General features: G+C 67.2%; 13 protein-coding genes. 8 read left to right on the top strand and 5 right to left on the bottom strand.

The annotated features are described in order from the left end of the window. Positions 1 to 4 precede the first annotated feature (4 nt). From V5F74_RS01310 to V5F74_RS01300, 3 genes are all read left to right on the top strand, one after another. Positions 5 to 3,154, top strand: a complete 3,150-nt coding sequence (locus tag V5F74_RS01310; RefSeq protein WP_394005802.1) for an efflux RND transporter permease subunit — start codon at positions 5 to 7, stop codon at positions 3,152 to 3,154. Between the two features lie 196 nt (positions 3,155 to 3,350). Then, complete coding sequence (locus V5F74_RS01305) at positions 3,351 to 5,435, top strand: acyltransferase family protein (RefSeq protein ID WP_394005800.1); 2,085 nt, start codon at positions 3,351 to 3,353, stop codon at positions 5,433 to 5,435. 215 nt (positions 5,436 to 5,650) lie between these two features. Further along, on the top strand, positions 5,651 to 7,702 hold the full coding sequence (locus V5F74_RS01300; RefSeq protein WP_394005798.1) for an acyltransferase family protein: 2,052 nt from the start codon (positions 5,651 to 5,653) through the stop codon (positions 7,700 to 7,702). Between the two features lie 34 nt (positions 7,703 to 7,736). Here V5F74_RS01300 and V5F74_RS01295 read toward each other — a convergent pair whose 3' ends face one another. The 5 genes from V5F74_RS01295 to V5F74_RS01275 form a co-directional block, all read right to left on the bottom strand. Beyond that, positions 7,737 to 8,048 (bottom strand): SCP2 sterol-binding domain-containing protein, encoded by a 312-nt coding sequence (locus V5F74_RS01295; RefSeq protein WP_394005796.1) that lies wholly within the window; start codon positions 8,046 to 8,048, stop codon positions 7,737 to 7,739. A 231-nt stretch (positions 8,049 to 8,279) separates the two neighbouring features. Next, positions 8,280 to 10,070, bottom strand: a complete 1,791-nt coding sequence (locus tag V5F74_RS01290) for an acyl-CoA dehydrogenase C-terminal domain-containing protein (protein ID WP_029558270.1) — start codon at positions 10,068 to 10,070, stop codon at positions 8,280 to 8,282. 209 nt (positions 10,071 to 10,279) lie between these two features. Next, complete coding sequence (locus V5F74_RS01285) at positions 10,280 to 12,610, bottom strand: 3-hydroxyacyl-CoA dehydrogenase/enoyl-CoA hydratase family protein (protein WP_394005794.1); 2,331 nt, start codon at positions 12,608 to 12,610, stop codon at positions 10,280 to 10,282. Positions 12,611 to 12,620: 10 nt separating this feature from the next. After that, a complete protein-coding gene (locus tag V5F74_RS01280) occupies positions 12,621 to 13,766 on the bottom strand; it encodes a thiolase family protein (RefSeq protein WP_394007449.1) in 1,146 nt (381 codons plus the stop codon). A gap of 210 nt (positions 13,767 to 13,976) precedes the next feature. Continuing rightward, entirely contained in the window at positions 13,977 to 14,378 is a 402-nt protein-coding gene (locus V5F74_RS01275; RefSeq protein ID WP_029558273.1) for a MerR family transcriptional regulator, read from the bottom strand. Between the two features lie 401 nt (positions 14,379 to 14,779). Here V5F74_RS01275 and V5F74_RS01270 point away from each other — a divergent pair, with 401 nt between their 5' ends. The 5 genes from V5F74_RS01270 (at position 14,780) to pyrH (ending at position 21,067) form a co-directional block, all read left to right on the top strand. Continuing rightward, positions 14,780 to 16,132 (top strand): OmpP1/FadL family transporter, encoded by a 1,353-nt coding sequence (locus V5F74_RS01270; RefSeq protein WP_029558274.1) that lies wholly within the window; start codon positions 14,780 to 14,782, stop codon positions 16,130 to 16,132. Between the two features lie 186 nt (positions 16,133 to 16,318). After that, a complete protein-coding gene (locus V5F74_RS01265; RefSeq protein ID WP_394005792.1) occupies positions 16,319 to 17,971 on the top strand; it encodes a long-chain-fatty-acid--CoA ligase in 1,653 nt (550 codons plus the stop codon). Between the two features lie 252 nt (positions 17,972 to 18,223). After that, on the top strand, positions 18,224 to 19,228 hold the full coding sequence (locus V5F74_RS01260) for a 30S ribosomal protein S2 (RefSeq protein ID WP_038193451.1): 1,005 nt from the start codon (positions 18,224 to 18,226) through the stop codon (positions 19,226 to 19,228). A gap of 121 nt (positions 19,229 to 19,349) precedes the next feature. Next, a complete protein-coding gene (tsf, locus tag V5F74_RS01255) occupies positions 19,350 to 20,273 on the top strand; it encodes a translation elongation factor Ts (protein WP_024279302.1) in 924 nt (307 codons plus the stop codon). A gap of 23 nt (positions 20,274 to 20,296) precedes the next feature. After that, positions 20,297 to 21,067: a UMP kinase gene (gene pyrH / locus V5F74_RS01250; RefSeq protein WP_024279301.1), complete on the top strand. Its 771-nt coding sequence runs from the start codon at positions 20,297 to 20,299 to the stop codon at positions 21,065 to 21,067. Positions 21,068 to 21,199: the final 132 nt, after the last annotated feature.

Raw genomic sequence — 21,199 nt, 5'->3', positions numbered from 1 at the left:
GACCATGTTCTCCGAACTGTGCATCCGCCGCCCGGTGATGACGACGCTCCTGATGCTGTCGCTCGTGGTGGCGGGCCTGTTCGCCTATCGCCAGCTTCCCGTCGCGGCGCTGCCGCGGGTGGACTTCCCCACCATCAACATCTCCGCCAGCCTGCCGGGTGCGAGCCCGGAGACCATGTCCACTTCGGTGGCGACGCCCATCGAGCGCCAGCTCGCCACCATCGCCGGCATCTCCTCGCTCACCTCATCATCCACCCAGGGCTCCACCTCCATCACGGTCCAGTTCGACCTGAACCGCAGCATCGACGCGGCGGCCCTCGACGTGCAGTCGGCCCTCTCCGTCGCCCAGCGCCAGCTGCCCGACGAGATGACCACCCCGCCGAGCTTCCGGAAGGTGAATCCGGCCGACGCGCCGGTGATCCTGCTCGCCATCTCCTCAGACACCCTGCCGCTCTCGGCGGTGAACGAATATGCCGACACGCTGATCGGCCAGCAGATCTCCCAGCTGCCCGGCGTGGCGCAGGTGCAGATCTACGGCTCGCAGAAATATGCGGTGCGCATCCGCGTCGATCCCGCTGCCGCGGGCGCGCGCAACATCTCTCCGGACGACATCCAGCGGGCGGTGGAAGCTGCGGCCTCCAATACGCCGCTCGGCATCGTGTCCGGGCCCAAGCAGGCGCAGACCATCGACATGGGCACGCCCAAGGCGGATGCCTCCCAGTTCCGCCGGGTGGTGGTGAAGGCGCGCGACGGCTCGGTGGTGCGGCTCGAAGAGATCGCCGTCGTCTCGGACGGCGTGGAGAACGAGCGCGTCGCCAGCTGGTTCAACGATCGCCGCTCGGTGGTGCTGGCCGTGGTCCGCCAGCCCGACGCCAACACCGTGCAGGTGGTGAATGAGGTGCGCGATCGCCTGCCCCAGTTCCGCGCCCAGCTGCCCGGCTCGGTGGGGATCGAGGTGCTGAACGACCGCTCCGTCTCCGTGCGCGATGCGGTGGCGGACGTGCAGAAGACCCTGTTCGAGGCCATCGTCCTCGTGGTGCTGGTGATCTTCCTGTTCCTGCGAAATGTGCGCGCGACGATCATCCCATCGCTGGCGCTGCCCTTGTCCATCATCGCCACCTTCGCGGCCATGTGGGGCTTCGGCTATTCCATCAACAACATGACGCTGCTGGCGCTCACCCTGTGCGTCGGCTTCGTGGTGGACGACGCCATCGTCGTGCTGGAGAACATCTATCGCCACGTGGAGGCGGGGGAGAGCCCGTTCCGCGCCGCCCTGCGCGGCTCGCGCGAGATCGGTTTCACCATCATCTCCATGACGCTGTCGCTGGTGGCGGTGTTCATCCCCGTACTGTTCATGGGCGGCGTGGTGGGCCGGGTGTTCCGCGAGTTCGCGGTGACCATCTCGGTGGCCATCCTCGTCTCCGGCTTCGTCTCCCTCACGCTCACGCCCATGCTGTGCGCCCGCGTGATGAAGCCGGTGGACCACACGAAGAAACCCGGCTGGTTCTTCCGCGTCACTGAGCGGATGTTCGACAGCTGGCTGAACGCCTACCGGGTGAGTCTCGATTTCGTGCTGCGGCACAAGCCCTTCATGCTGGTGGTGACGTTCGCCACCATCGGCCTGTCGGTCTATCTCTACATCGTCATCCCCAAGGGCTTCTTCCCGCAGGAGGACAACGGCTTCATCACCGGCACGGTGGAGGCGGCCACCGACAGCTCCTTCGCCGCCATGGTTGAGCGCCAGAAGCAGGTGGCAGACGTGGTGCGCGCCGATCCGGCCGTGGACTATATCGTCTCCACCGCCGGCGCCACCGGCAGCAGCCGCACCACCAATACGGGCCGCCTGTTCATCGCCCTGAAGCCCAAGGGCAACGGGCCGGGCGAGCGCGTGGGCTCGGCCAATGACGTGATCCAGAGCCTGCGGAAGCGCGTCGCGCAGGTGCCTGGCGTCAACGTCTTCTTCCAGCCCGTGCAGAACATCAACGTGGGCGGCGTCACCTCCAAGAGCCAGTACCAGTACACGCTGCAGAGCCCGGATACCGAGACGCTCTACACCTTTGCCCAGCAGATGGAGCAGCGCCTCGCGACGCTTCCGGGCCTCAGGGACGTGACCTCCGACCTCCAGATCACCAATCCCCAGCTCACCATCGATCTGGACAAGGACAAGGCGGCGGCGCTCGGCATCACCGAGCAGCAGCTGCGGGATGCGCTCTACACCCAGTTCGGCACCCGCCAGATCGCGACGCTCTACACGCCCACCAACCAGTTCGCGATCATCGCCGAGGTGCAGCCCATCTTCCAGCGCGACCCGAGCGACCTCGGCCGCGTCTATCTGCGCACCACTTCGGGCAATGTGGTGCCGCTGGAGACGGTGGCGAACATCAAGCGCACGGTGGGCCCGCTCTCGGTGCAGCACCAGCAGCAGCAGCCGTCCGTCACCATCTCCTTCAACCTCGCGCCGGGCACCTCGCTGGGGCAGGCGGTGGAGGAGATCAATGCGGCGGCCGCCGAGGCGCGGGTGCCGGACAGTGTCATCACCGGCTTCCAGGGCACCGCGCAGGTGTTCCAGGATTCGCTCTCCAACCAGCCGCTGCTGATCCTTGCCGCCGTGGTGGTGATCTACATCGTGCTGGGCGTGCTCTATGAGAGCTTCATCCACCCCATCACCATTCTCTCGGGCCTGCCCTCCGCCGGCATCGGCGCGCTCCTGACCCTGATGGCGGCAGGCATGGAGCTGTCGGTGATCGCCATCATCGGCATCATCATGCTGGTGGGCATCGTGAAGAAGAACGCCATCATGATGATCGACGTGGCGCTGGAACGTCGGCGCGCCGGTGCGGCAGCGCAGGACGCCATCCGCGAGGCGGCGCTGCTGCGGTTCCGGCCCATCATGATGACCACGCTCGCCGCCATCTTCGGCGTGCTGCCCATCGCGCTCGGCGCCGGCGCCGGCTCCGAGCTGCGCCAGCCTTTGGGCGTCGCGGTGGTGGGCGGCCTTCTGGTGTCGCAGCTGCTCACGCTCTTCATCACGCCGGTGGTCTATCTCTATCTCGACCGGCTGGACGCCATCGTGCACCACGCCGTCTCCGGCCGGCACGAGGAGAAGGCCCATCCCGCGCATCCCGTGCCGCCGGAGCGGATGGCGGCGGAGTAGGGGGCTTCTGCGACCACCACGCGTATGCCTGTAGGCGCTACCTCCAGGTGTTGCACCTGCGCCCCATGACAAAATGATTAAGGAACCGTGACCATTCCTCGCCTTGCGAGGAATTGCCCCAACGTCGCCGCTTTGTTATCCCGCCTGAGGCGAGGTTTGCGCGCGGGCGGCCGCGCGCCATGATCCGGGGGCGGGCATGAATCTGAAGTATCGGCCGGATATCGATGGCTTGCGCGCCGTCGCGGTCGTGGTGGCGCTGCTGTTTCACGCCCACATTCCCCCGTTTCGCGGCGGCTTCATCGGCGTCGATATCTTCTTCGTCCTGTCCGGCTACCTGATTACCTCAATTCTCTATAATGACATGATGAAGGGCGAGTTCTCGCTCGTCGATTTCTACGACCGCCGCATCCGGCGCATCTTCCCGGCGCTGTTCGTCGTGCTGCCGGTGACGACCTTCATTGCTGCTTTCCTGCTGATGCCGCGGCAGATGGTGCTGTTCGCGCAATCCATCGTTCCCTCAGCCCTGTTCTACGCCAACATCCACTTCCAGGGCCTGATGAACTATTTCGGCCCCCAGGCCGACGAGACGCCGCTGCTCCATCTGTGGTCGCTGGCGGTGGAGGAGCAGTATTACATCTTCTTCCCGCTGCTCATGTTCGCCTTCCTCAAGACCGGCGGGCGGATCGCGCTCGGTCCGCGGCGGATGGCGATCCTCGGCTTCCTCATCATCGCCGTCGTCTCCGGCGTCTATGCGGAGTTGAGCGCGCGCACCCAGCCCACCGCCTCCTTCTTCCTGCTGCAGAGCCGCGCTTGGGAACTGCTGGTCGGCGCGCTGCTCGCGCTGGTGCACATGCCGAAGGTGTCGGAGAAGACGGCGAACTGGATCGGCGTGGCGGGGCTCCTTTCCATCGTGGTCCCGGTCTTCGCCTACAGCCACGACATGACCTTCCCGGGCCTCTCCGCCGCGCCTATCGTGTTCGGCACGGCGGCGGTGATCTATGCCGGCACCATCAATCCGGCCGGCTACGCCAACTTCCTGCTCAGCCGCCCGAAGGTGGTCTATGTCGGGCGCATCTCCTATGCGCTCTATCTCTGGCACTGGCCGCTGCTGGTGTTCGGCAAGACCTATATGGGCCGCGCGCTGACCTATTTCGAAGCCGGCGGCATGCTCATCGTCGCCTTCATCTTCGCCTCGCTGTCGCTGAAATACGTGGAGACGCCGCTGCGCCACGCTGGCTCCCTGGGCGGCAAGCGCCGGGGCCGCTTCGCGGCGGGCATCATGGCCATGGCCATGACACTGGCCGTGGGCGTGCTGTTCGAACGGCTGGGCGGCGGCTTCTATCCCATCTCCCCGCTCGGCGCGCGCGCCGAGGCGGCCATGGAGGACAGGAGCCCCTTCAGCCGCTCCTGCAACAACTCGCCCAAGGGCTTCAGCGCCGCCGCGCTGAATCCGGCCTCGGCCTGCTCGGTGGGGCCGGGCGCGGCCAAGGGTGAATATGACGTGGTGGTGTGGGGCGATTCCCACGCCGGCGCCTCCTTCATCGGCATCGCCGAGCAGGTGGCTGCCCTCGGCCACACGGCCCGGCTCCAGACCATGGCCGGCTGCCCGCCCCTGATCGGCGGACAGGCCCATCGCGACGACATGCCGAGCTGGACCTGCACCGCCTTCAACGCCGAGGTGCTGCAGGAAATCCGCCGCATCAAGCCCAAGGTCGCCGTGCTGGTGGGCCGCTGGGCCATGTGGACCAGCAAGGCCGGCCCCGCCTTCACCCTCACCTCCGACGAGGTGCCGGGAGGTGGCGTGCGATCGCGCGAGGTGAGCCAGAAGGTGTTCGCCCACATGCTGGACCGCACCCTGAAGGAGCTTTCCGACCTCGGCATCCACGTGGTGCTGGTGGGGCAGACGCCGGAATTCGGCCGCTCCCCCGGCCGCTGCGTCGCCGAGAAGGAGTTCTACAATCGCAGCAAGCTCGGCAACTGCCTGGAACTGCCGAGCGCGGCGGCGGACAAGGTGCTCGGCATCGGCAACGAGATGATCGCCAAGGCGGCAACCAGCTTCCCCGGCACCACCACCTTCCTGCTGTCGGACGTGTTCTGCCGCGACGGGACCTGCCGTGCCGGCGACGGCGAGAAGTTCTTCTATGTGGACGCCGACCACCTCTCGGCCACCGGCGCCCACCACATGAGCCAGGACCCTGCACTGCGCGCGGCCCTGCTCAAGGCGCTGGGTGAGGGCGGCAACACCAGCGCCGCGCTCGCCCCGGCGACGGCCAAGGACTGACCGGGGAGACCTACCGTCCCGCCGGTCCCCGCCTACCCCCTGCGGCTTCGCTTTTCGTGAGCTGGAGCGTGGCCGCGCGGAGCGACGGCGAACGTTGCGTCAGACCCGGACGGGCGGCGCGGCGGGCTTCCGCGCGATTTGCCCCAGCCGGATTTTGTCGGTAAGCGGTCCCGGCGGGGGCGTGCGCGTCGGGCGCGCCGATCAAGGACACCAGGATGAGTCTGGCCTACCGGTCCGACATCGACGGCCTTCGGGCCATCGCCGTCGGCAGCGTGGTTCTGTTCCATGCACGCATTCCGCCCTTTACCGGGGGCTATATCGGCGTCGACGTCTTCTTCGTCATCTCCGGCTTTCTCATCACGTCCATTCTCCATCAGGAGATGACGGCGGGCACCTATTCGCTGGTCGATTTCTACGATCGCCGCATCCGCCGCATCTTCCCCGCGCTGTTCCTGATGATGGCGGCGACGACGGTGTTCGCCGCGCTCATTCTGATGCCGCGGCAGATGCAGGGCTATGTGGGCACGCTGGTGCCCTCGGCCCTGTTCTTCGCCAACATCCATTTCGAGAGCCTGCTCAACTATTTCGGCCCCGCCGCCGACGAGGTGCCGCTGCTGCACCTGTGGTCGCTGGCGGTGGAGGAGCAGTTCTACATCTTCTTCCCGCTCGTCCTGTTCGTGCTGATGAAGCTGGGCGGGCGCAAGCTTGCGGTTGGGGGGCTCGCCCTCATCGCGCTGGGTTCGCTCGCTTATGCCGAGAGCATCGTGGAGAGCGAGCAGTCGGCCGCCTTCTTCCTGCTGCAGAGCCGGGCGTGGGAGCTGCTGGCGGGATCGCTCCTCGCCATGGTCACGTTGCCGCGCCTGCCGGAGAAGGTCGCGTCGTGGCTCGGCATCGCCGGGGCGCTCGCCATCGTCGTCCCGGTGTTCGCCTACGGCAAGGAAACCGTCTTTCCCGGCCTGTGGGCCCTGCCGCCCGTGCTGGGCGCGGTGGCGATCATCATGTCCGGCGGCTTCGCGTCGAACGGCGTCGTCGCCCGCGTGCTCAGCCTGAAGGGCATGGTCTATGTGGGCCGCATCTCCTACGCGCTCTATCTGTGGCACTGGCCCATGCTGGTGCTCATCGCCATCTGGAAGGGGCGGCACACCACCTATATCGAATCCGGCATCGTCATCCTCGCCGCCGGCGTCATCTCCGGCCTGTCGCTGAAATATGTGGAGGCGCCGCTGCGGCGCGGCAGCGCGCTGGGCGGGCGACGGCTGATGCGCATCGGCGCCGGGGCCTGCGCCATCCTGCTCACGGTGGGTGTCGCCCTTGCGCTCCAGAAGGTCGGCCGGGGTGTGTTCCCCATCTCCCCGCTCGGGGCGGCGGCCGAGGCGGCGGCCGACGACCGCAGCGCCTTCCAGCGCCGGTGCAACAACAACGCGCGCTTCTGGACCCCCGACCAGATGCAGCCCATCGCCTTGTGCGCGACAGGGCCGGACGCGGCCACGGGCAGCTACGACGTGCTGGTGTGGGGCGATTCCCATGCGGGCGCGACCTTCCTCGGCCTCGCGGAGGTCGTGGAAAAAATGGGTCTCACCGCGCGGCTCCAGACCATGGCCGGCTGCCCGCCGCTCGTGGGCGGCATCGCCCGGCAGGAGCACAACAACGGCAACGTCTGCGCCAGTTACGTCGCCGCCGTGATGGATGAGATCCGCCGCGTCAAGCCCAAGGTGGTGGTGCTGGTGGGGCGCTGGTCGATCTGGACGACGCGGTCGAACGCGGGCTTCTCCCTCGTCAGCAGCGAGATTCCGGGCGGCATGACGCGCGACCGGGCCACCAGCAAGCAGGTGTTCGCCCACATGATGGAGCGCACCGTCGCCGAACTGCGCCAGATCGGCCCGCAGGTGATCGTGCTGGGCCAGTCGCCGGAATATAAGCCCGCCCCGGCCGGGTGCGTCGCGACGCGCGAGTTCAACGGGACGGGCGGCACTGAGGCCTGCATGAGCCAGCCGCGCGCGAGCGCGCTGGACATCGTCGGCTTCGGCAACGATGTCCTCGCGGCCACGGCCAGCCGGCATCCCGGCGTCGCGGCCTTCCGCATGGCGGACATCTTCTGCCGGGACGACCGCTGCACCGCCGGGGAGGGCACGCGCTTCTTCTATGTGGACGGGGACCACCTCTCCGTCACCGGCGCGCGCCATGCCGCCGAGGACAAGGCGCTGCGCCAGACGCTCATGCAGGCGCTCGCCGCCGGTGGGGCGACCACCGCGACGGCGAACGACTGACGGGAGAAAAGGCTGTGGGCCGTTGGGCCCCGGCTCAGTCCTTGTCGAGAAGGCCGGCAAGCTTCAGGGCGACGCCCTGGGAGCCTTCCACCTTCAGGCGGCCGGTGGAAAAGGCCATCATCGGGCCGATGCGGCCGGTGATGAGCTTGTCCAGCGTATCGGTGGAGAGCTTCAGCACCGCATCCGCCTCGCCCGAGCCCTCGCCCACTTCGACACTGCCGCCGGTGGCATCGAGCAGGATGGCCTCGCCGGTATCGCTGAGGTCGAAGCGCACCTTGTAGCCCAGCTCGGAGAGGGCTTCGGCGCGGTCGCGTATGGCTTCGACGAGGGAGGAGAGATCGGCCATCGGTGATCCTTGTAAATATTATTGCGGGCTCTTGCCGCCATCATGCCCGGCTTTGTGCCGGAAGTCGGTTGCCGACTTCCGTCCCCAAGAGCGGAGCCCGCAAACATGCGGGTTCCGGGCATCCACGTCGAGCCGCTGGAGCCCAAACCCGCCAGCGGTCCCCGGCCTCGCCACGTGGATGGCCGGGACAAGCCCGGCCATGACGGTGACTCCACCGAAGAGGCGCGACACTCAGAACATCGCCTCGTCCAGCGCCATCATGGCGCCTTTGCCGGCCTTGATGGAACCCCACAGGGCCGCCACGTCCGGCAGCAGCTTCTCCATGAAGAAGCGCGCGGTGACGATCTTGGCATCGTAGAAGGCGGCGTCGTCCGGGTTGGAGACGCGCTTCTCATAGGCCACTTCCGCCATGCGCACCCACATGTAGCCCAGCGCCACGAGGCCGAACAGCCGCAGATATTCGGTGGCGGCGGCGCCGGCCTCCTCCGGGTCCTTCAGGCCCTTCTCGGCGATGTGGGCGGTGGCGAGCTGGAGCGCGCCGAAGGCCTTGGAGAGGGGGGTAATCAGCGGGCCGAGATTCTCGTCGTCCAGCTTCGCATCCATGTAGTTCAGCACGGGATGGAAGAAGGAGCGCAAATAACGGCCCATGTGCGCCGGCAGCTTGCGGCCCACGAGGTCCAGCGCCTGCACGCCGTTGGTGCCCTCGTAGATCATGGCGATGCGGGCATCGCGCACATATTGCTCCATGCCATGGTCGCGGATGTAGCCGTGGCCGCCATAGACCTGCATGCCCATGGAGGTGGCCTCGAAGCCGAGGTCGGTGAACAGCGCCTTCACGATGGGCGTCATCAGCGCCGTGAAGTCCTCGGCGCGCTTGCGCTCCTCCGGGTCCTCGGCCCGCTCCATCAGGTCCAGCGCGCGGGCGACCCAGCCGGCGAGGGCCCGGCAGCCTTCGTTGTAGGCGCGCATGGTCATCAGCGTGCGGCGCACGTCGGGATGCACGATGATGGGGTCGGCCGGCTTGTCCGGATGCTTGGCGCCGGAGAGTGCGCGGCCCTGCAGGCGCTCCTTGGCGTAGACGACGGCGGCCTGATAGGCGGCTTCGCCGAGGCCGAGGCCCTGCGTGCCCACGGAGAGACGCTCCGAATTCATCATGGCGAACATGGCGCGCATGCCCTTGTGGGGCTCGCCGACGATCCACCCGGTGGCCTCGTCGAACGACATCTGGCAGGTGGACGAGCCGTGGATGCCCATCTTGTGCTCGATGCCGGTGCACAGCACGCCGTTGCGCGGGCCGACGGAGCCATCCTCCTTCGGCAGGAACTTCGGCACCAGGAACAGGGAGATGCCCTTGATTCCCTTGGGCGCGTCCGGCAGGCGGGCGAGCACGAGGTGGACGATGTTCTCCGTCATGTCCTGCTCGCCGGCGGAAATGAAGATCTTGTTGCCGGTGATCTTGTAGGAGCCGTCCGCCTGCGGTTCGGCCTTGGTGCGCACGAGGCCGAGGTCGGTGCCGCACTGGGGCTCGGTGAGGCACATGGAGCCGGACCACACGCCATCCACCATCTTGGGCAGGAAGCGGTCCTTCAGCTCCTCGGAGGCATAGGCCTTCAGCGCCTGATAGGCGCCGTGGGTGAGGCCGGGGCAGATGCCGAAGGCGAGGTTGCCCGAGCAGAGCATCTCCTCCACCAGCTTGTTCACGCTCGCCGGCAGGCCCTGGCCACCATACTTCGGATCGCAGGCGATGCCATTCCAGCCGCCCTCGCGGAAGGCGGTGTAGGCTTCCTTGAAGCCCTTGGGCGTGCGCACCACGCCATTCTCATAGGTGCAGCCCTCAAGGTCGCCAGACTGGTTGAGCGGCGCGAGCACTTCAGTGACGAACTTGCCCGCCTCTTCCAGCACCGCATCGATGAGGTCGGGCGAAAGCTCCTCCAGTCCCTTGAGCTTGCTCAGCTCCTCGCTGCCGTGCAGCTCGTGGAGGACGAAGCGCATGTCGCGCAGCGGGGGGGTATAGACCTGCATGGCGTTGGCTCCCGTTTTTGGCTCGCCTCCGTCCCTCGTGGGGGAGGGGGCGTCTGATTCCCTTGGTGCCGTCATGCCCGGGCTTGTCCCGGGCATCCACGTCGGGCCGTTTGCGCTCCCTGCGGAACGTGGCGCCCTGCCTCTCCATGTGGATGGCCGGGACAAGCCCGGCCATGACGGCTTGATCTTCGGTTAGGCCGCGGCGCCCCTCAGTTTCTGAGCGGCCGGCCGGTTTCGAGCACGTGTTCGATGCGGTCCAGCGTGGCGGTGGTGCGGATGAGCTTCATGAAGCCTTCCCGCTCCAGCTCCAGCACCCGCGCGGCCGGGACCGGGGCGATGTGGTCCGCGTCGCCGCCGGTGAGCACCTCGGCGAGGGCAGCGGACACCACCTTGTCGTGCCGGGTCGCGAGGCCCTTCTTGGCGAAACCTTCCACCGCCATGTCCATGGCCGCCTTGCCGGAGGGACCGGGCAGGAAGAACTCCACGGGCTTGGGCGGCGCGTATCCTTCCACCATCGCCAAGGCCTTGGCCTTGGCATCAGCAAGGAGCCGGTCGCGGTTCATGGTGATGCCGTCGCCCTCGCGCAGGAACTTCAGCTCCTTCGCCTCGGCGGCGGACTTGGCGACGGTGGCGGTGGAGACGGTCTCGAACACCTTCGAGGGGGCCGGCATGGGCCCCTTCGGGAATTTCGGATCGGCCGCCCAGCGCTCCAGCATGGCGGTGCAGCCACCCCAGGCCGGCAGCACCCCGACTCCGCATTCGACAAGCCCGATATAGCTCTCGGCATGGGCCTGAACCGCACCGACATGCAGCAGAATCTCGCACCCGCCGCCGAGTGCCAGGCCGGACGGCGCGGCGACCACGGGAAAGGGCGCGTACTTCACGTCCTGATAGGTCTTCTGCCCCGTGGCTACCAGCTTCTCGACTTCGCCGAAGGCACCGATGTTACAGGCAAACAGGGCGAGGCCGAGATTGGCGCCGACGGAGAAGTTCGAGCCCTCGTTATAGATGACGAGCGCCTTGTACTTGTCCTTCACCAGCTTCAGCGCCTTGGCGAGCATCGTGATGATGCCCTCGTCCAGCGAATTGCTCTTGGAGGTGAATTCCAGGCACACGACGCCGTCGCCGATATCCCACAGCGCGGCCGAGCCGTTCTTGGCCAGCGGCTGGGACTTCAGCTTGATGTCGGCGAGCAGCAGCACGCCCTCGGGGCGGACGATGTCGTGATAGGTGCCATCCAGCGTAAGGTATTGACGCTGGCCGTTTTCCACCCGGTAGAAGGGTTTGTCGGCGGCGAGCGCCAGCAAAGGCGGCACCTCTTCCCCGTCCGCCTTCAACAGCTCGATCAGGCGGGCCGCGCCGATCTTGTCGGTCAGCTCGAACGGGCCGGATTTCCAATTATATCCCAAGCGCATGGCATCATCGATGGCGACGATGTCATCGGCCGCCTCGGGCACCAGCCGCGCGGCATAGGCCAGCGTGCGCACCATCACCGCGCGGGCATAGCGCCCGCCTTCGCCGGGGGCGGAGAGGAGGGCGAAGAGATCCCGGCCGCCGCCATCCTCAAGCTCCGCCACCTGGGCCTTCGCCTGCGGGCGATAGGCGCCGGTGGAGAGGTCGATGGCTTCCTTCAGCTTCTGCCCGCCCTCGCGGTTGAGGCGATAGAAGCCGCCCTTGCCCTTGCGGCCGGTGTAGCCGGTCGAGATCATCTTCTCGATCAGCGGCTCGTCGCGCAGCGTAGCGTGGAAAGGGTCCGCGGCCGGCAGCGCCCGCTTCAGCGAGCCCTGGACGTGGGGCATCAGATCGAGGCCCACGAGGTCGATGAGGCCGAACACGCCGGTCTTGGGGAAGCCGAAGGGCCGGCCCATCACCGCGTCCGCATCCTCGACCTTCATGCCCAGCGCGAAGGCCTCGCCCACCGCCAACTGCAGCCAGTAGGTGCCGAGCCGGTTGGCGATGAAGCCGGGGGTGTCCTTGCACATCACCACCGTCTTGCCGAGCTTCACGTCGGCGAAGCGGGCGACGGCGGCCACCGTGTCCGCATTCGTCTCCGGCCCGGAGACGATCTCCAGCAGCCGCATGTAGCGGGGCGGATTGAAGAAATGGGTGATGAGGAAGTCGCGGCGGAAGCTCTCGGGCAGCCCCGCCGTGAGGTCCGCCAGCGGAATGGTGGAGGTGTTGGACGACACCGCCGAGCCGGGCCGGCGCGCCGCCTCGATCTTCGCGTAGAGCGCCTGCTTGAGGTCGAGCCGCTCGATGATGGCTTCGATGATGAGGTCGCAATCGGCGATGTCGGCGAGGTTGTCCTCGATGTTGCCCGGCTTCACCAGCTTCGCTGCGGCCTTGGACATGAAGGGCGCGGGATCGGCCTTCAGCAGCTTCTCCACCGCCTTTTCGGCGACGGCGTTGCGGTTGGCCGCGCCCTCGGGAACGATGTCGAGGAGCAGCACTTCCACGCCCGCATTGGCCACATGGGCGGCGATGCCGGCACCCATGACGCCGGCGCCGATGACGGCGACTTTCCTGATTTCAAAAGACATCCGGCCCTCCTCAGACGCGCTCGAGGATGGTGGCGATGCCCTGTCCGCCGCCGATGCACTGGGTGGCGAGGGCGTACTTGGCGCCTTCCCGCTTCAGGAGCGAGGCCGCCTTGCCGACGATGCGCGCGCCGGTGGCGCCGAGGGGATGGCCCAGCGCGATGGCGCCGCCGTCGAGGTTCAGCACCTCGTCCTTGATGCCCAGCTCCCGCTGGCAGGCGAGGGCCTGGGAGGCGAAGGCCTCGTTCAGCTCCACCACCTCGATCTCGGACACGTCGATGCCGGCACGGGCCAGCGCCTTCTTGGTCGCGGCGACGGGGCCGATGCCCATGATCTCCGGGGCGCAACCGGCCACCGCCACGCTGCGGATGCGGGCGAGGGGGGTAAGGCCGTTCTTCAGCGCGTAGTCCTCGGTGCACACCAGCACGGCGGAGGCACCGTCGGTGAGGGGAGAGGCCGTACCGGCCGTCACCGTGCCGTGCTCGTCGAAGGAGGGCTTGAGGGCGGCGAGGGCTTCGGCCGTCGCGTCGCGGCGGATGCAGCCGTCCTGATCGACCGTCTTGTTGACCTTGCCGTTGGCCTTGATGGCGACGATCTCGTCCTTGAAGCGGCCTTCCGCCTCGGCCTTCGTCGCCTTCTGGTGGCTCTTGAGGGCGAAGGCGTCCTGGTCGGCGCGGGTGATCTGCCACTTGGCCGCGACGTTCTCGGCGGTCTCGCCCATGCCCATGTAGGCCTGGGGCATGGACTTGTAGAGCGCGGCATTGGGCATGGGGTTGAAGCCGGTCATGGGCACGCGGCTCATGCTCTCGATGCCGGCGCAGATGAACACCTCGCCAGCGCCGAGCTGGATCTGCCCGGCCGCGTTGTGGACCGATTGCATGGAGGAGCCGCAGAAGCGGTTCAGCGTGACGCCGGCGACGCTCTCCGGGAGCCCCGCGATCATGCCGATGAGGCGGGCGACGTTGAAGCCCTGCTCGGCCTCGGGGAAGGCGCAGCCGACGATCAGGTCCTCGATGTCCTCCACCTTCACGCCGGTGCGGGCCACGAGATCGGCCACCACCTGGGCCGCGAGATCATCGGGGCGCACGCGCGCCAGATCACCCTTCCTGGCGAGGGTGAAGGGCGAGCGGGCATAGCCTGCAATCACGACGTTGCGCATCGGCGCGTTCATTGGGATCTCCTGCCTGTCCATTGTTGTCGGCCGCCGCTTTTCGAGCGGCGGGTTTCGATCATTTGCGCCACCGCTTGGTGCGGCGGTTCGGGCGTGATGGGGCGATCCACGCGAATGAAAAATCCGCCCGGGAAAGCCCCACGAAAAACTCGGAATGGCCTGCGCTCGACCCGGCCCCGTGGACCGGCCGGCGTGGGCCTAGCCGGCGGCCTTCTGGTCGCCGGTCTCGCTGGCGAGGGCAGCCATGGCCTGCTCCTCGATGTCCTTCAGCTCGATAATGGTTTCCTCGAGGGCGAGGCGCTGGTCCTCCAGCATCTCGAGGCGGTCCTGGACCTGCTTCAGCAGCAGGCGAATCTGCTCGCTCTGGCTCGGGTCGAGGTCGTAGAGGTCGAGATAGTCCTTGATCTCGCGCAGCGAGAAGCCGAGGCGCTTGCCGCGCAGGATCAGCGCCATGCGGGCGCGGTCGCGCTTGGTGTAGACGCGCATGGTGCCGGCGCGACGCGGGGTGATGAGCCCCTTGTCCTCGTAGAATCGGATGGTGCGCGGCGTGACCGAGAGGTCCCGCGCCAGCTGCGTGACGGTGAAGAACGTGTCGGTCAAAGCGGACGCGCCGCCACGTTTGCCAGAGGATGCCACCAGTTCACCTATACGTCACCCAGTCGCCCCGAAGATACATGCTTTGACCTTCTCCGCAAGACCCGTTTGGCAGATGACGCGGCGGGGGCGTCTTCACAAGCGGTGGAGCCAGGGCGCGCCGAAAGCCGGTGGACAGAGTCCCTGCGGCCGGCGAGTTTTCTGGACAGCAGCGCTTCCGTTTCGCCACTGTTGCATCGGCGCAACGCTTGCCGATTTCCCCTGCGTCTTGGCCCACTACGCTGCAGGAAGCCGGTTGACGGATCATTCGCGAGCGGCATGCTGGGTGACGTATAGGGCACCGATAAAACGTATAGTGCACCGCAGCGTGCCGGGCCCGGAGGAATTCAGCCTAGGAGGGGGTCTTCATGACGATGCACAAGTGGGCCAGGGCCAATCGCGATTGGCCACGCCGCGTGGCTCCGGTGCTTGCCATTTCCGCCGTTGCGATTCCCGCCGTCTTGGCGAACGGCGCCGCCCATGCGGGCGGATTCGGGCTGCGCGAGCAGAGCTCCTACTATCAGGGCACATCCTTCGCCGGCACGGCGGCCGGGGGCGACGGCCTCGCCGCCATGACCTGGAACCCCGCGGCCATCAGCTTCAATCCGGGGCTGAACGTGGAAGGCAATGTCACCTATATTGCGCCGCACGCCTCCATTGACGTGTTTTCGGCGACTGCGCCCATCACCGGCGCGAGCCTCGGGAATGCCGGCGTCAGCGATATCGTGGACAACGGCACGCTGCCGACCTTCTTCGCCACCTATGCCTGGGACAAGTGGGCGATCGGCTTCGGCTTGACCTCGCCCTTCGGCCTCGTCACCGACGCGCCGTGCAGCTGGTCCGGCCGGTATTACGGCTGCACCAGCAGCATCTTCGACATGAACGCCCAGCTCTCGGTGGCCTACAAGCTCACGGACTGGATGACCATCGGCGGTGGTCTCAACATCAATTACATCAACGCCAAGCTCACCAACGCGCAGTTCGCGGGCTTCGCGCCGCCATCCAACAATCTCTATGCCCAGGTCAACGGCGACGATATCGGCTACGGCATCAATCTCGGCGTGCTGTTCACGCTGGCGCCCGGAACCACGCTTGGCATCGGCTACAAGTCGCAGATCTCGCAGACCCTCAACGGCATGCTGGACGTGTCCGTCGCCAATATCGTGCCCGTCAAGAGCGTCAATGCGACGGCCGGCCTGACGCTGCCCGACCAGATCACCGCCTCGTTCCGCTCCAAGCTCAATGCCCAATGGACTGTGCTCGGCACGGTGGAGTGGACCAATTGGTCGACGGTCCAGGAGCTGACGGTGAAGGCTTTCGGCCTGCCGGTCAGCACGCTCGACCTCCAGTGGAACGACGGCTGGTTCTTCTCCGGCGGCGTCGAGTACCAGTGGGACCCCAAGCTCGCCCTGCGCGCCGGCATTGGCTACGAGCTGACGCCCGTGCCTGATGCCACCCGCTCGCCGCGCCTGCCCGACACCAACCGCTTCTGGCTTTCGGGCGGCTTGACCTACAACTTCACGTCGCAGTTCTCGGCGGACTTCGCCTACACCCACATCTTCGGCGAGACGAGCCCGATCATGCTCACGCCCGCCGATCCGGCCAACGCCCTGCGCGGAACGCTGGTCGGCCAGGTGAGCAACGGCTACGTGGACATTGTCTCGGTGGGCCTGCGCTACAAGTTCGACGCGCCGCAGGCGGCGGCCCTCATCACCAAGTAGGGCCTTGCGCGATCACCGGCGGCGTCCGCGCCGCCGGTTTCCGCTTCAGTCGACCCGGCACAAACCGCCTTTCTGGCGCAATCGCGCGCCAGCATTCTTGAATCACGGCGTTGCTGATCCAACGTCGGAGATGACGCCGCCGGCTTGCCCAAGAAAACAGAAGAGCGCCGGCGCAGGAGGGACATCATGCTCCATCGCACCGATGCGGCGGCCATCGCCATCTCGCCCGTGCCCGAGCTTCTGGAAGGCAGCGTCGCGGCGCATGGCGCGAAGCCGGCCCTGAGCTTCCTCGGCCGCAAGTGGACCTATGCCGAGGTCGGCGCCACGGTGGACAAGGTGGCGGCAGGGCTTCAGGCCATGGGCGTGCGCAAGGGCACCCATGTGGGCCTGTGCCTGCCCAACACGCCCTATTCCGTCATCTTCTTCTTCGCGGTGATGAAGGCCGGCGGCACGGTGGTGAACTTCAGCCCGCTCTATGTGGAGCGCGAGCTGAGGCACCAGATCCGCGATTCCGGCACGACCATCATGGTTGTCCCCGACCTCAAGCTGATCCACTCCCGCGTCCTCGCGGTGGCCCATGAGTCGGGGCTGAAATCCATCGTCGTCTGCCCCATGTCCGGCATCCTGCCGTTTCCCAAGGGGCTGCTCTTCAACCTGTTCAAGCGCAAGGAGAAGGCGGTCTACAGCACCGGCGACGGGATGCATGTGGACTACGCTTCCCTCCTCAAGCACGGCGACCGCCCCGAACCGGTGAAGGTGGACCCGGCCAAAGACCTTGCGGTGCTGCAATATACCGGCGGCACCACGGGCGTGCCCAAGGGCGCCATGCTCACCCACGCCAACGTCTCGGCCAATGCCCGTCAGCTGGTCCAGCATGCGGAGTGCGAGCGGATCGGGGTGAAAAGGGTGCTGGGCGTGCTGCCCCTGTTCCACGTCTTCGCCATGCAGACGGTGATGCTCATCCCGATTTGCCTCGGCGCCGAGATCATCCTGGTGCCGCGCTTCAACCTCATGTCGCTGCTCGACGACATCGAGCGCGAGAAGCCCACCATGTTCCCCGGCGTGCCGACCATCTATGCCGCCATCAACAATGTGAGGGACATCGAGAAGCGCGACCTCTCCTCCCTCACGCTCTCCATCTCCGGCGGCGCGCCGCTGCCGCTCGATGTGCGCACGCGATTCCAGGAACTCACCGGCTGCCCGCTGGTGGAGGGTTACGGCCTCTCCGAAAGCTCGCCGGTGGTGAGCGCCAATCCGCCGCTCGGTCTCGTCAAGGACGGCTCGGTAGGCACCGCTCTGCCCGAGACGGTAATCGAGATTCGCGACCTCGCCGATTCAACCCGCATGATGCCGTTGGGCCAGAAAGGCGAGGTGTGCGTGCGCGGTCCGCAGGTGATGGCCGGCTACTGGAATCGCCCGGACGAAACCACCGCCGTCTTCGTGGATGGGGCGCTGCGCACCGGCGATGTCGGCTATCTCGACGAGGACGGCTACCTGTTCCTCGTGGACCGCATCAAGGACGTGATTCTCTGCGGCGGCTACAACGTCTATCCCCGGATGATTGAGGAGGCGCTCTACCTCCATCCGGCGGTGGCCGAGGCGGTGGCCATCGGCATTCCCGACAGCTATCGCGGCCAGGCGCCCAAGGCCTTCGTCACCCTGCGCAAGGACGCGCAGGCGACTCCGGCCGAGTTGATGGACTTCCTCTCCGCCCAGATTTCCAAGATCGAGATGCCCAAGGCCGTCGAGATCCGCGACAGCCTGCCCAAGAGCGTCGTGGGCAAGCTCTCCAAGAAGGAACTGGTGGAAGAAGAGCGCCAGCGCGCCGCCGGAGGGTAAAAAGGGCAGGCGCCACCCCGCGTCCCGCTGCCGCCGCTGCCGTATTCAGGTGCCCCCTCGCCAGCGCGCCGGAGCACGGCGGCGAGAGGGCAGGGCACACCCCCCCCCGCGGGGCGCCACCCTTGCCTATCAGCCCCACCTCGTGTATGTGCCCGACCCATTCCGCACGCGGACACAGGCCATATCGGCCATCCGGTGCCTATCGCCATTGGCGAAGGTACGTCCGCGGAGGCTCAACCGGAGAATACCAAAGTGGCTCTTCCCGATTATTCGATGCGTCAGCTCCTCGAAGCTGGCGTGCACTTCGGCCATCAGGCCCACCGTTGGAACCCCAAGATGGCTCCGTACATCTTCGGCGTTCGCAACAACATCCACATTCTCGACCTGTCGCAGACCGTGCCGGCGCTCCACCGCGCCCTGCAGGCCGTGTCCGACACCGTGGCCCAGGGCGGCCGCGTGCTGTTCGTCGGCACCAAGCGCCAGGCGCAGGAGCAGGTGGCGGACGCCGCCCGCCGCTCCGCCCAGTATTATGTGAACTCCCGCTGGCTCGGCGGCATGCTCACCAACTGGAAGACCATCTCCAACTCCATCGCCCGGCTGAAGAAGCTGGAGGAGATGCTGGCCGCCCCCGAGGCGTCTTCCGGCTACACCAAGAAGGAGCGCCTGACGCTCTCCCGTGAAAAGGAGAAGCTGGACAAGGCGCTCGGCGGCATCCGCGACATGGGCGGCCTGCCGGACCTGCTGTTCGTGATCGACACGAACAAGGAAGACATCGCCGTGAAGGAGGCCCAGCGCCTCGGCATCCCGGTGGCGGCCATCCTCGACACCAATTGCGATCCCGACGGCATCGCCTATCCGGTCCCGGGCAACGATGACGCCGGCCGCGCCATCCAGCTCTATTGCGACCTGATCGCCCGCGCCGCCATCGACGGCATCGGCCGCGGCCACAGCGATCTCGGCTACGACGTGGGCGCCGAAGAGGCTCCGCTCGTCGAGGACCTGCCGGTCGAGACCAGCGTGTGGTCGTCCTTCGAGCCCCTGTCGGGTCCGCGCGGCGTTGCCGACGACCTGAAGAAGCTCACCGGCGTGAGCCCCGAGATCGAGCAGAAGCTCAACGATCTCGGCGTGTTCCACTTCGGCCAGATTGCCGGCCTCGACGCCGTCGATGCGCACCGCATCGGTGAGGAAGTGGGTCTGCCCGGCCGCGTGGACGGCTGGATCGCCCAGGCCAAGGAGATGTCTGCCGAGGTCGAGTGACACCCGTCACCGTCCTTGTCGCAGATCTGAAAACGAATCGAGAGTAATGGGGCGCACCGCGCCCCCACGGCCGGCTCGGGCGCACCGTGGCCGGCCGTGGCGCGAGAAGAAGGGATTGAACATGGCTGCGATCACCGCCGGGCTCGTGAAGGAACTGCGCGACAAGACCGGCGCAGGCATGATGGACTGCAAGTCCGCGCTCACCGAGACGAACGGCGACGTCGAGGCTGCCATCGACTGGCTGCGTAAGAAGGGCCTCGCCAAGGCCGCCAAGAAGGCCGGCCGCGTGGCCGCCGAGGGCCTGGTTGCGGTCGAGTCCTCCGGCCACTACGCCGCCGCCGTCGAGGTGAATGCCGAGACCGACTTCGTGGCGCGCAACCCCGACTTCCAGGCGTTCGTGCGTGAGGTGGCCAAGGTCGCCCTCAACACGGACGGCTCCCTGGAGGCCGTCGCCGCCGCCAAGTTCCCGGGCGAGGACGTCACCGTCGCCGACCGCCTCACAGCGCTCATCGCCACCATCGGCGAGAACATGACGCTCCGCCGTTCGGTGAAGCTCACGGTCTCCAAGGGCGTGATCGCGTCCTACGTGCACGGCGCCGTGGTCGAGGGCCAGGGCCGCATCGGCGTGCTCGTGGCGCTCGAGTCCGAGGGCGACGTGGAGAAGCTCTCCACCCTCGGCCGGCAGATCGCCATGCACGTGGCGGCCCTCAACCCGCTGGCGCTTGACGCCTCCGGCATCGACGAGGCCACCATCGCCCGCGAGAAGGCCATCCTGCTCGAGAAGCACCAGGGCAAGCCCGCCAACGTGCAGGACAAGATCGCCGAAAGCGGCATGAAGAGCTTCTTCAAGGAGAACACCCTCCTCGACCAGCCCTTCGTGCATGACGGCTCCAAGTCCGTCGCGCAGGTGCTGAAGGAGGCCGAGGGCCAGGTCGGCGCTCCGGTCAAGCTCACCGCGTTCGTGCGCTACGCGCTCGGCGAGGGCATCGAGAAGGAAGAGACCGACTTCGCGGCCGAGGTGGCCGCCGCCGCCGGCCAGTCCTGATCGCAGGCGGGGAGGGGGCTCCCATGACCGCCATCTCCGACGACTCGGACTATCCGGAACCCCCGGCGCCCTTCGCGGCGCCGGGACTGCCTTATCCCCGCATTCTGGTGAAGGTCTCGGGCGAGGCCCTGATGGGCGCCGAGCCCTTCGGCCTGCATCCCCCCACCGTCGCCCGCATCGCTCGTGACCTCGTCGCCGCCCGGGCGGCGGGGTGCGAGGTGGCAGTGGTCGTCGGCGGCGGCAACATCCTGCGCGGCGCGCGGGTGGCGGACGAGAATCTCGATCGCGCCACCGCGGACCACATGGGAATGCTCGCGACCGTCATGAACGGCCTCGCGCTGGAGCGGGCCATCGAGGCCGCCGGCGCCCCCGCGCGCACGCTTTCCGCCATCCCCATGCCGACGGTGTGCGAGCCCTACGCCCGCCAGCCGGCCATGCGGCACCTGCGGCGCGGCCGCATCGTGGTGCTCACTGGTGGAACGGGAAATCCCTATTTCACCACCGACACCGGCGCCGTGCTCCGCGCGGCCGAGCTCGACTGTGACGCGGTGCTGAAGGCGACCAATGTGGACGGCGTCTATTCCGCCGATCCCAAGCTCGATCCGTCGGCTACCCGCTACGACCGCATCACCCACGACGAGGCGCTGTCCCGCGACCTCAAGGTGATGGATGCGGCCGCGTTCGCGCTTGCCCGCGAAGCGGCGTTGCCGATAATCGTGTTCTCCATCCGCGAGCCGGGCGCCATCGCCACGGCGGCGATGGGAGAAGGGCGCGTCACGGTCGTCGCGCCCTGATCCGGCGAGACGGATCGCGGCTTGAGTTTTCCGGAAGGACAGGGGGCGCTGTCGACGGATGCAGGCAGAAGGCTGGGGCCCGGGCATCGCCCTGGTCGCGCCGCGTGCGGCATGGCCACCGAATTGCCGTGT

It is taken from the genome of Xanthobacter aminoxidans, assembly GCF_043193615.1.
Lineage (GTDB): Bacteria > Pseudomonadota > Alphaproteobacteria > Rhizobiales > Xanthobacteraceae > Xanthobacter > Xanthobacter aminoxidans.
This window is presented reverse-complemented; position numbering and strand designations above follow the sequence as displayed.

Coding starts and splice junctions, on each gene's coding strand:
- V5F74_RS01310 (WP_394005802.1), top strand. CDS start 5: ATGTTCTCCGAACTGTGCATCCGCCGCCCGGTGATGACGACGCTCCTG.
- V5F74_RS01295 (WP_394005796.1), bottom strand. CDS start 8,048: ATGGCCGATCTCTCCTCCCTCGTCGAAGCCATACGCGACCGCGCCGAA.
- tsf (WP_024279302.1), top strand. CDS start 19,350: ATGGCTGCGATCACCGCCGGGCTCGTGAAGGAACTGCGCGACAAGACC.
- V5F74_RS01280 (WP_394007449.1), bottom strand. CDS start 13,766: ATGCGCAACGTCGTGATTGCAGGCTATGCCCGCTCGCCCTTCACCCTC.
- V5F74_RS01290 (WP_029558270.1), bottom strand. CDS start 10,070: ATGCAGGTCTATACCCCCCCGCTGCGCGACATGCGCTTCGTCCTCCAC.
- V5F74_RS01305 (WP_394005800.1), top strand. CDS start 3,351: ATGAATCTGAAGTATCGGCCGGATATCGATGGCTTGCGCGCCGTCGCG.
- V5F74_RS01285 (WP_394005794.1), bottom strand. CDS start 12,610: ATGTCTTTTGAAATCAGGAAAGTCGCCGTCATCGGCGCCGGCGTCATG.
- pyrH (WP_024279301.1), top strand. CDS start 20,297: ATGACCGCCATCTCCGACGACTCGGACTATCCGGAACCCCCGGCGCCC.
- V5F74_RS01265 (WP_394005792.1), top strand. CDS start 16,319: ATGCTCCATCGCACCGATGCGGCGGCCATCGCCATCTCGCCCGTGCCC.
- V5F74_RS01300 (WP_394005798.1), top strand. CDS start 5,651: ATGAGTCTGGCCTACCGGTCCGACATCGACGGCCTTCGGGCCATCGCC.
- V5F74_RS01270 (WP_029558274.1), top strand. CDS start 14,780: ATGACGATGCACAAGTGGGCCAGGGCCAATCGCGATTGGCCACGCCGC.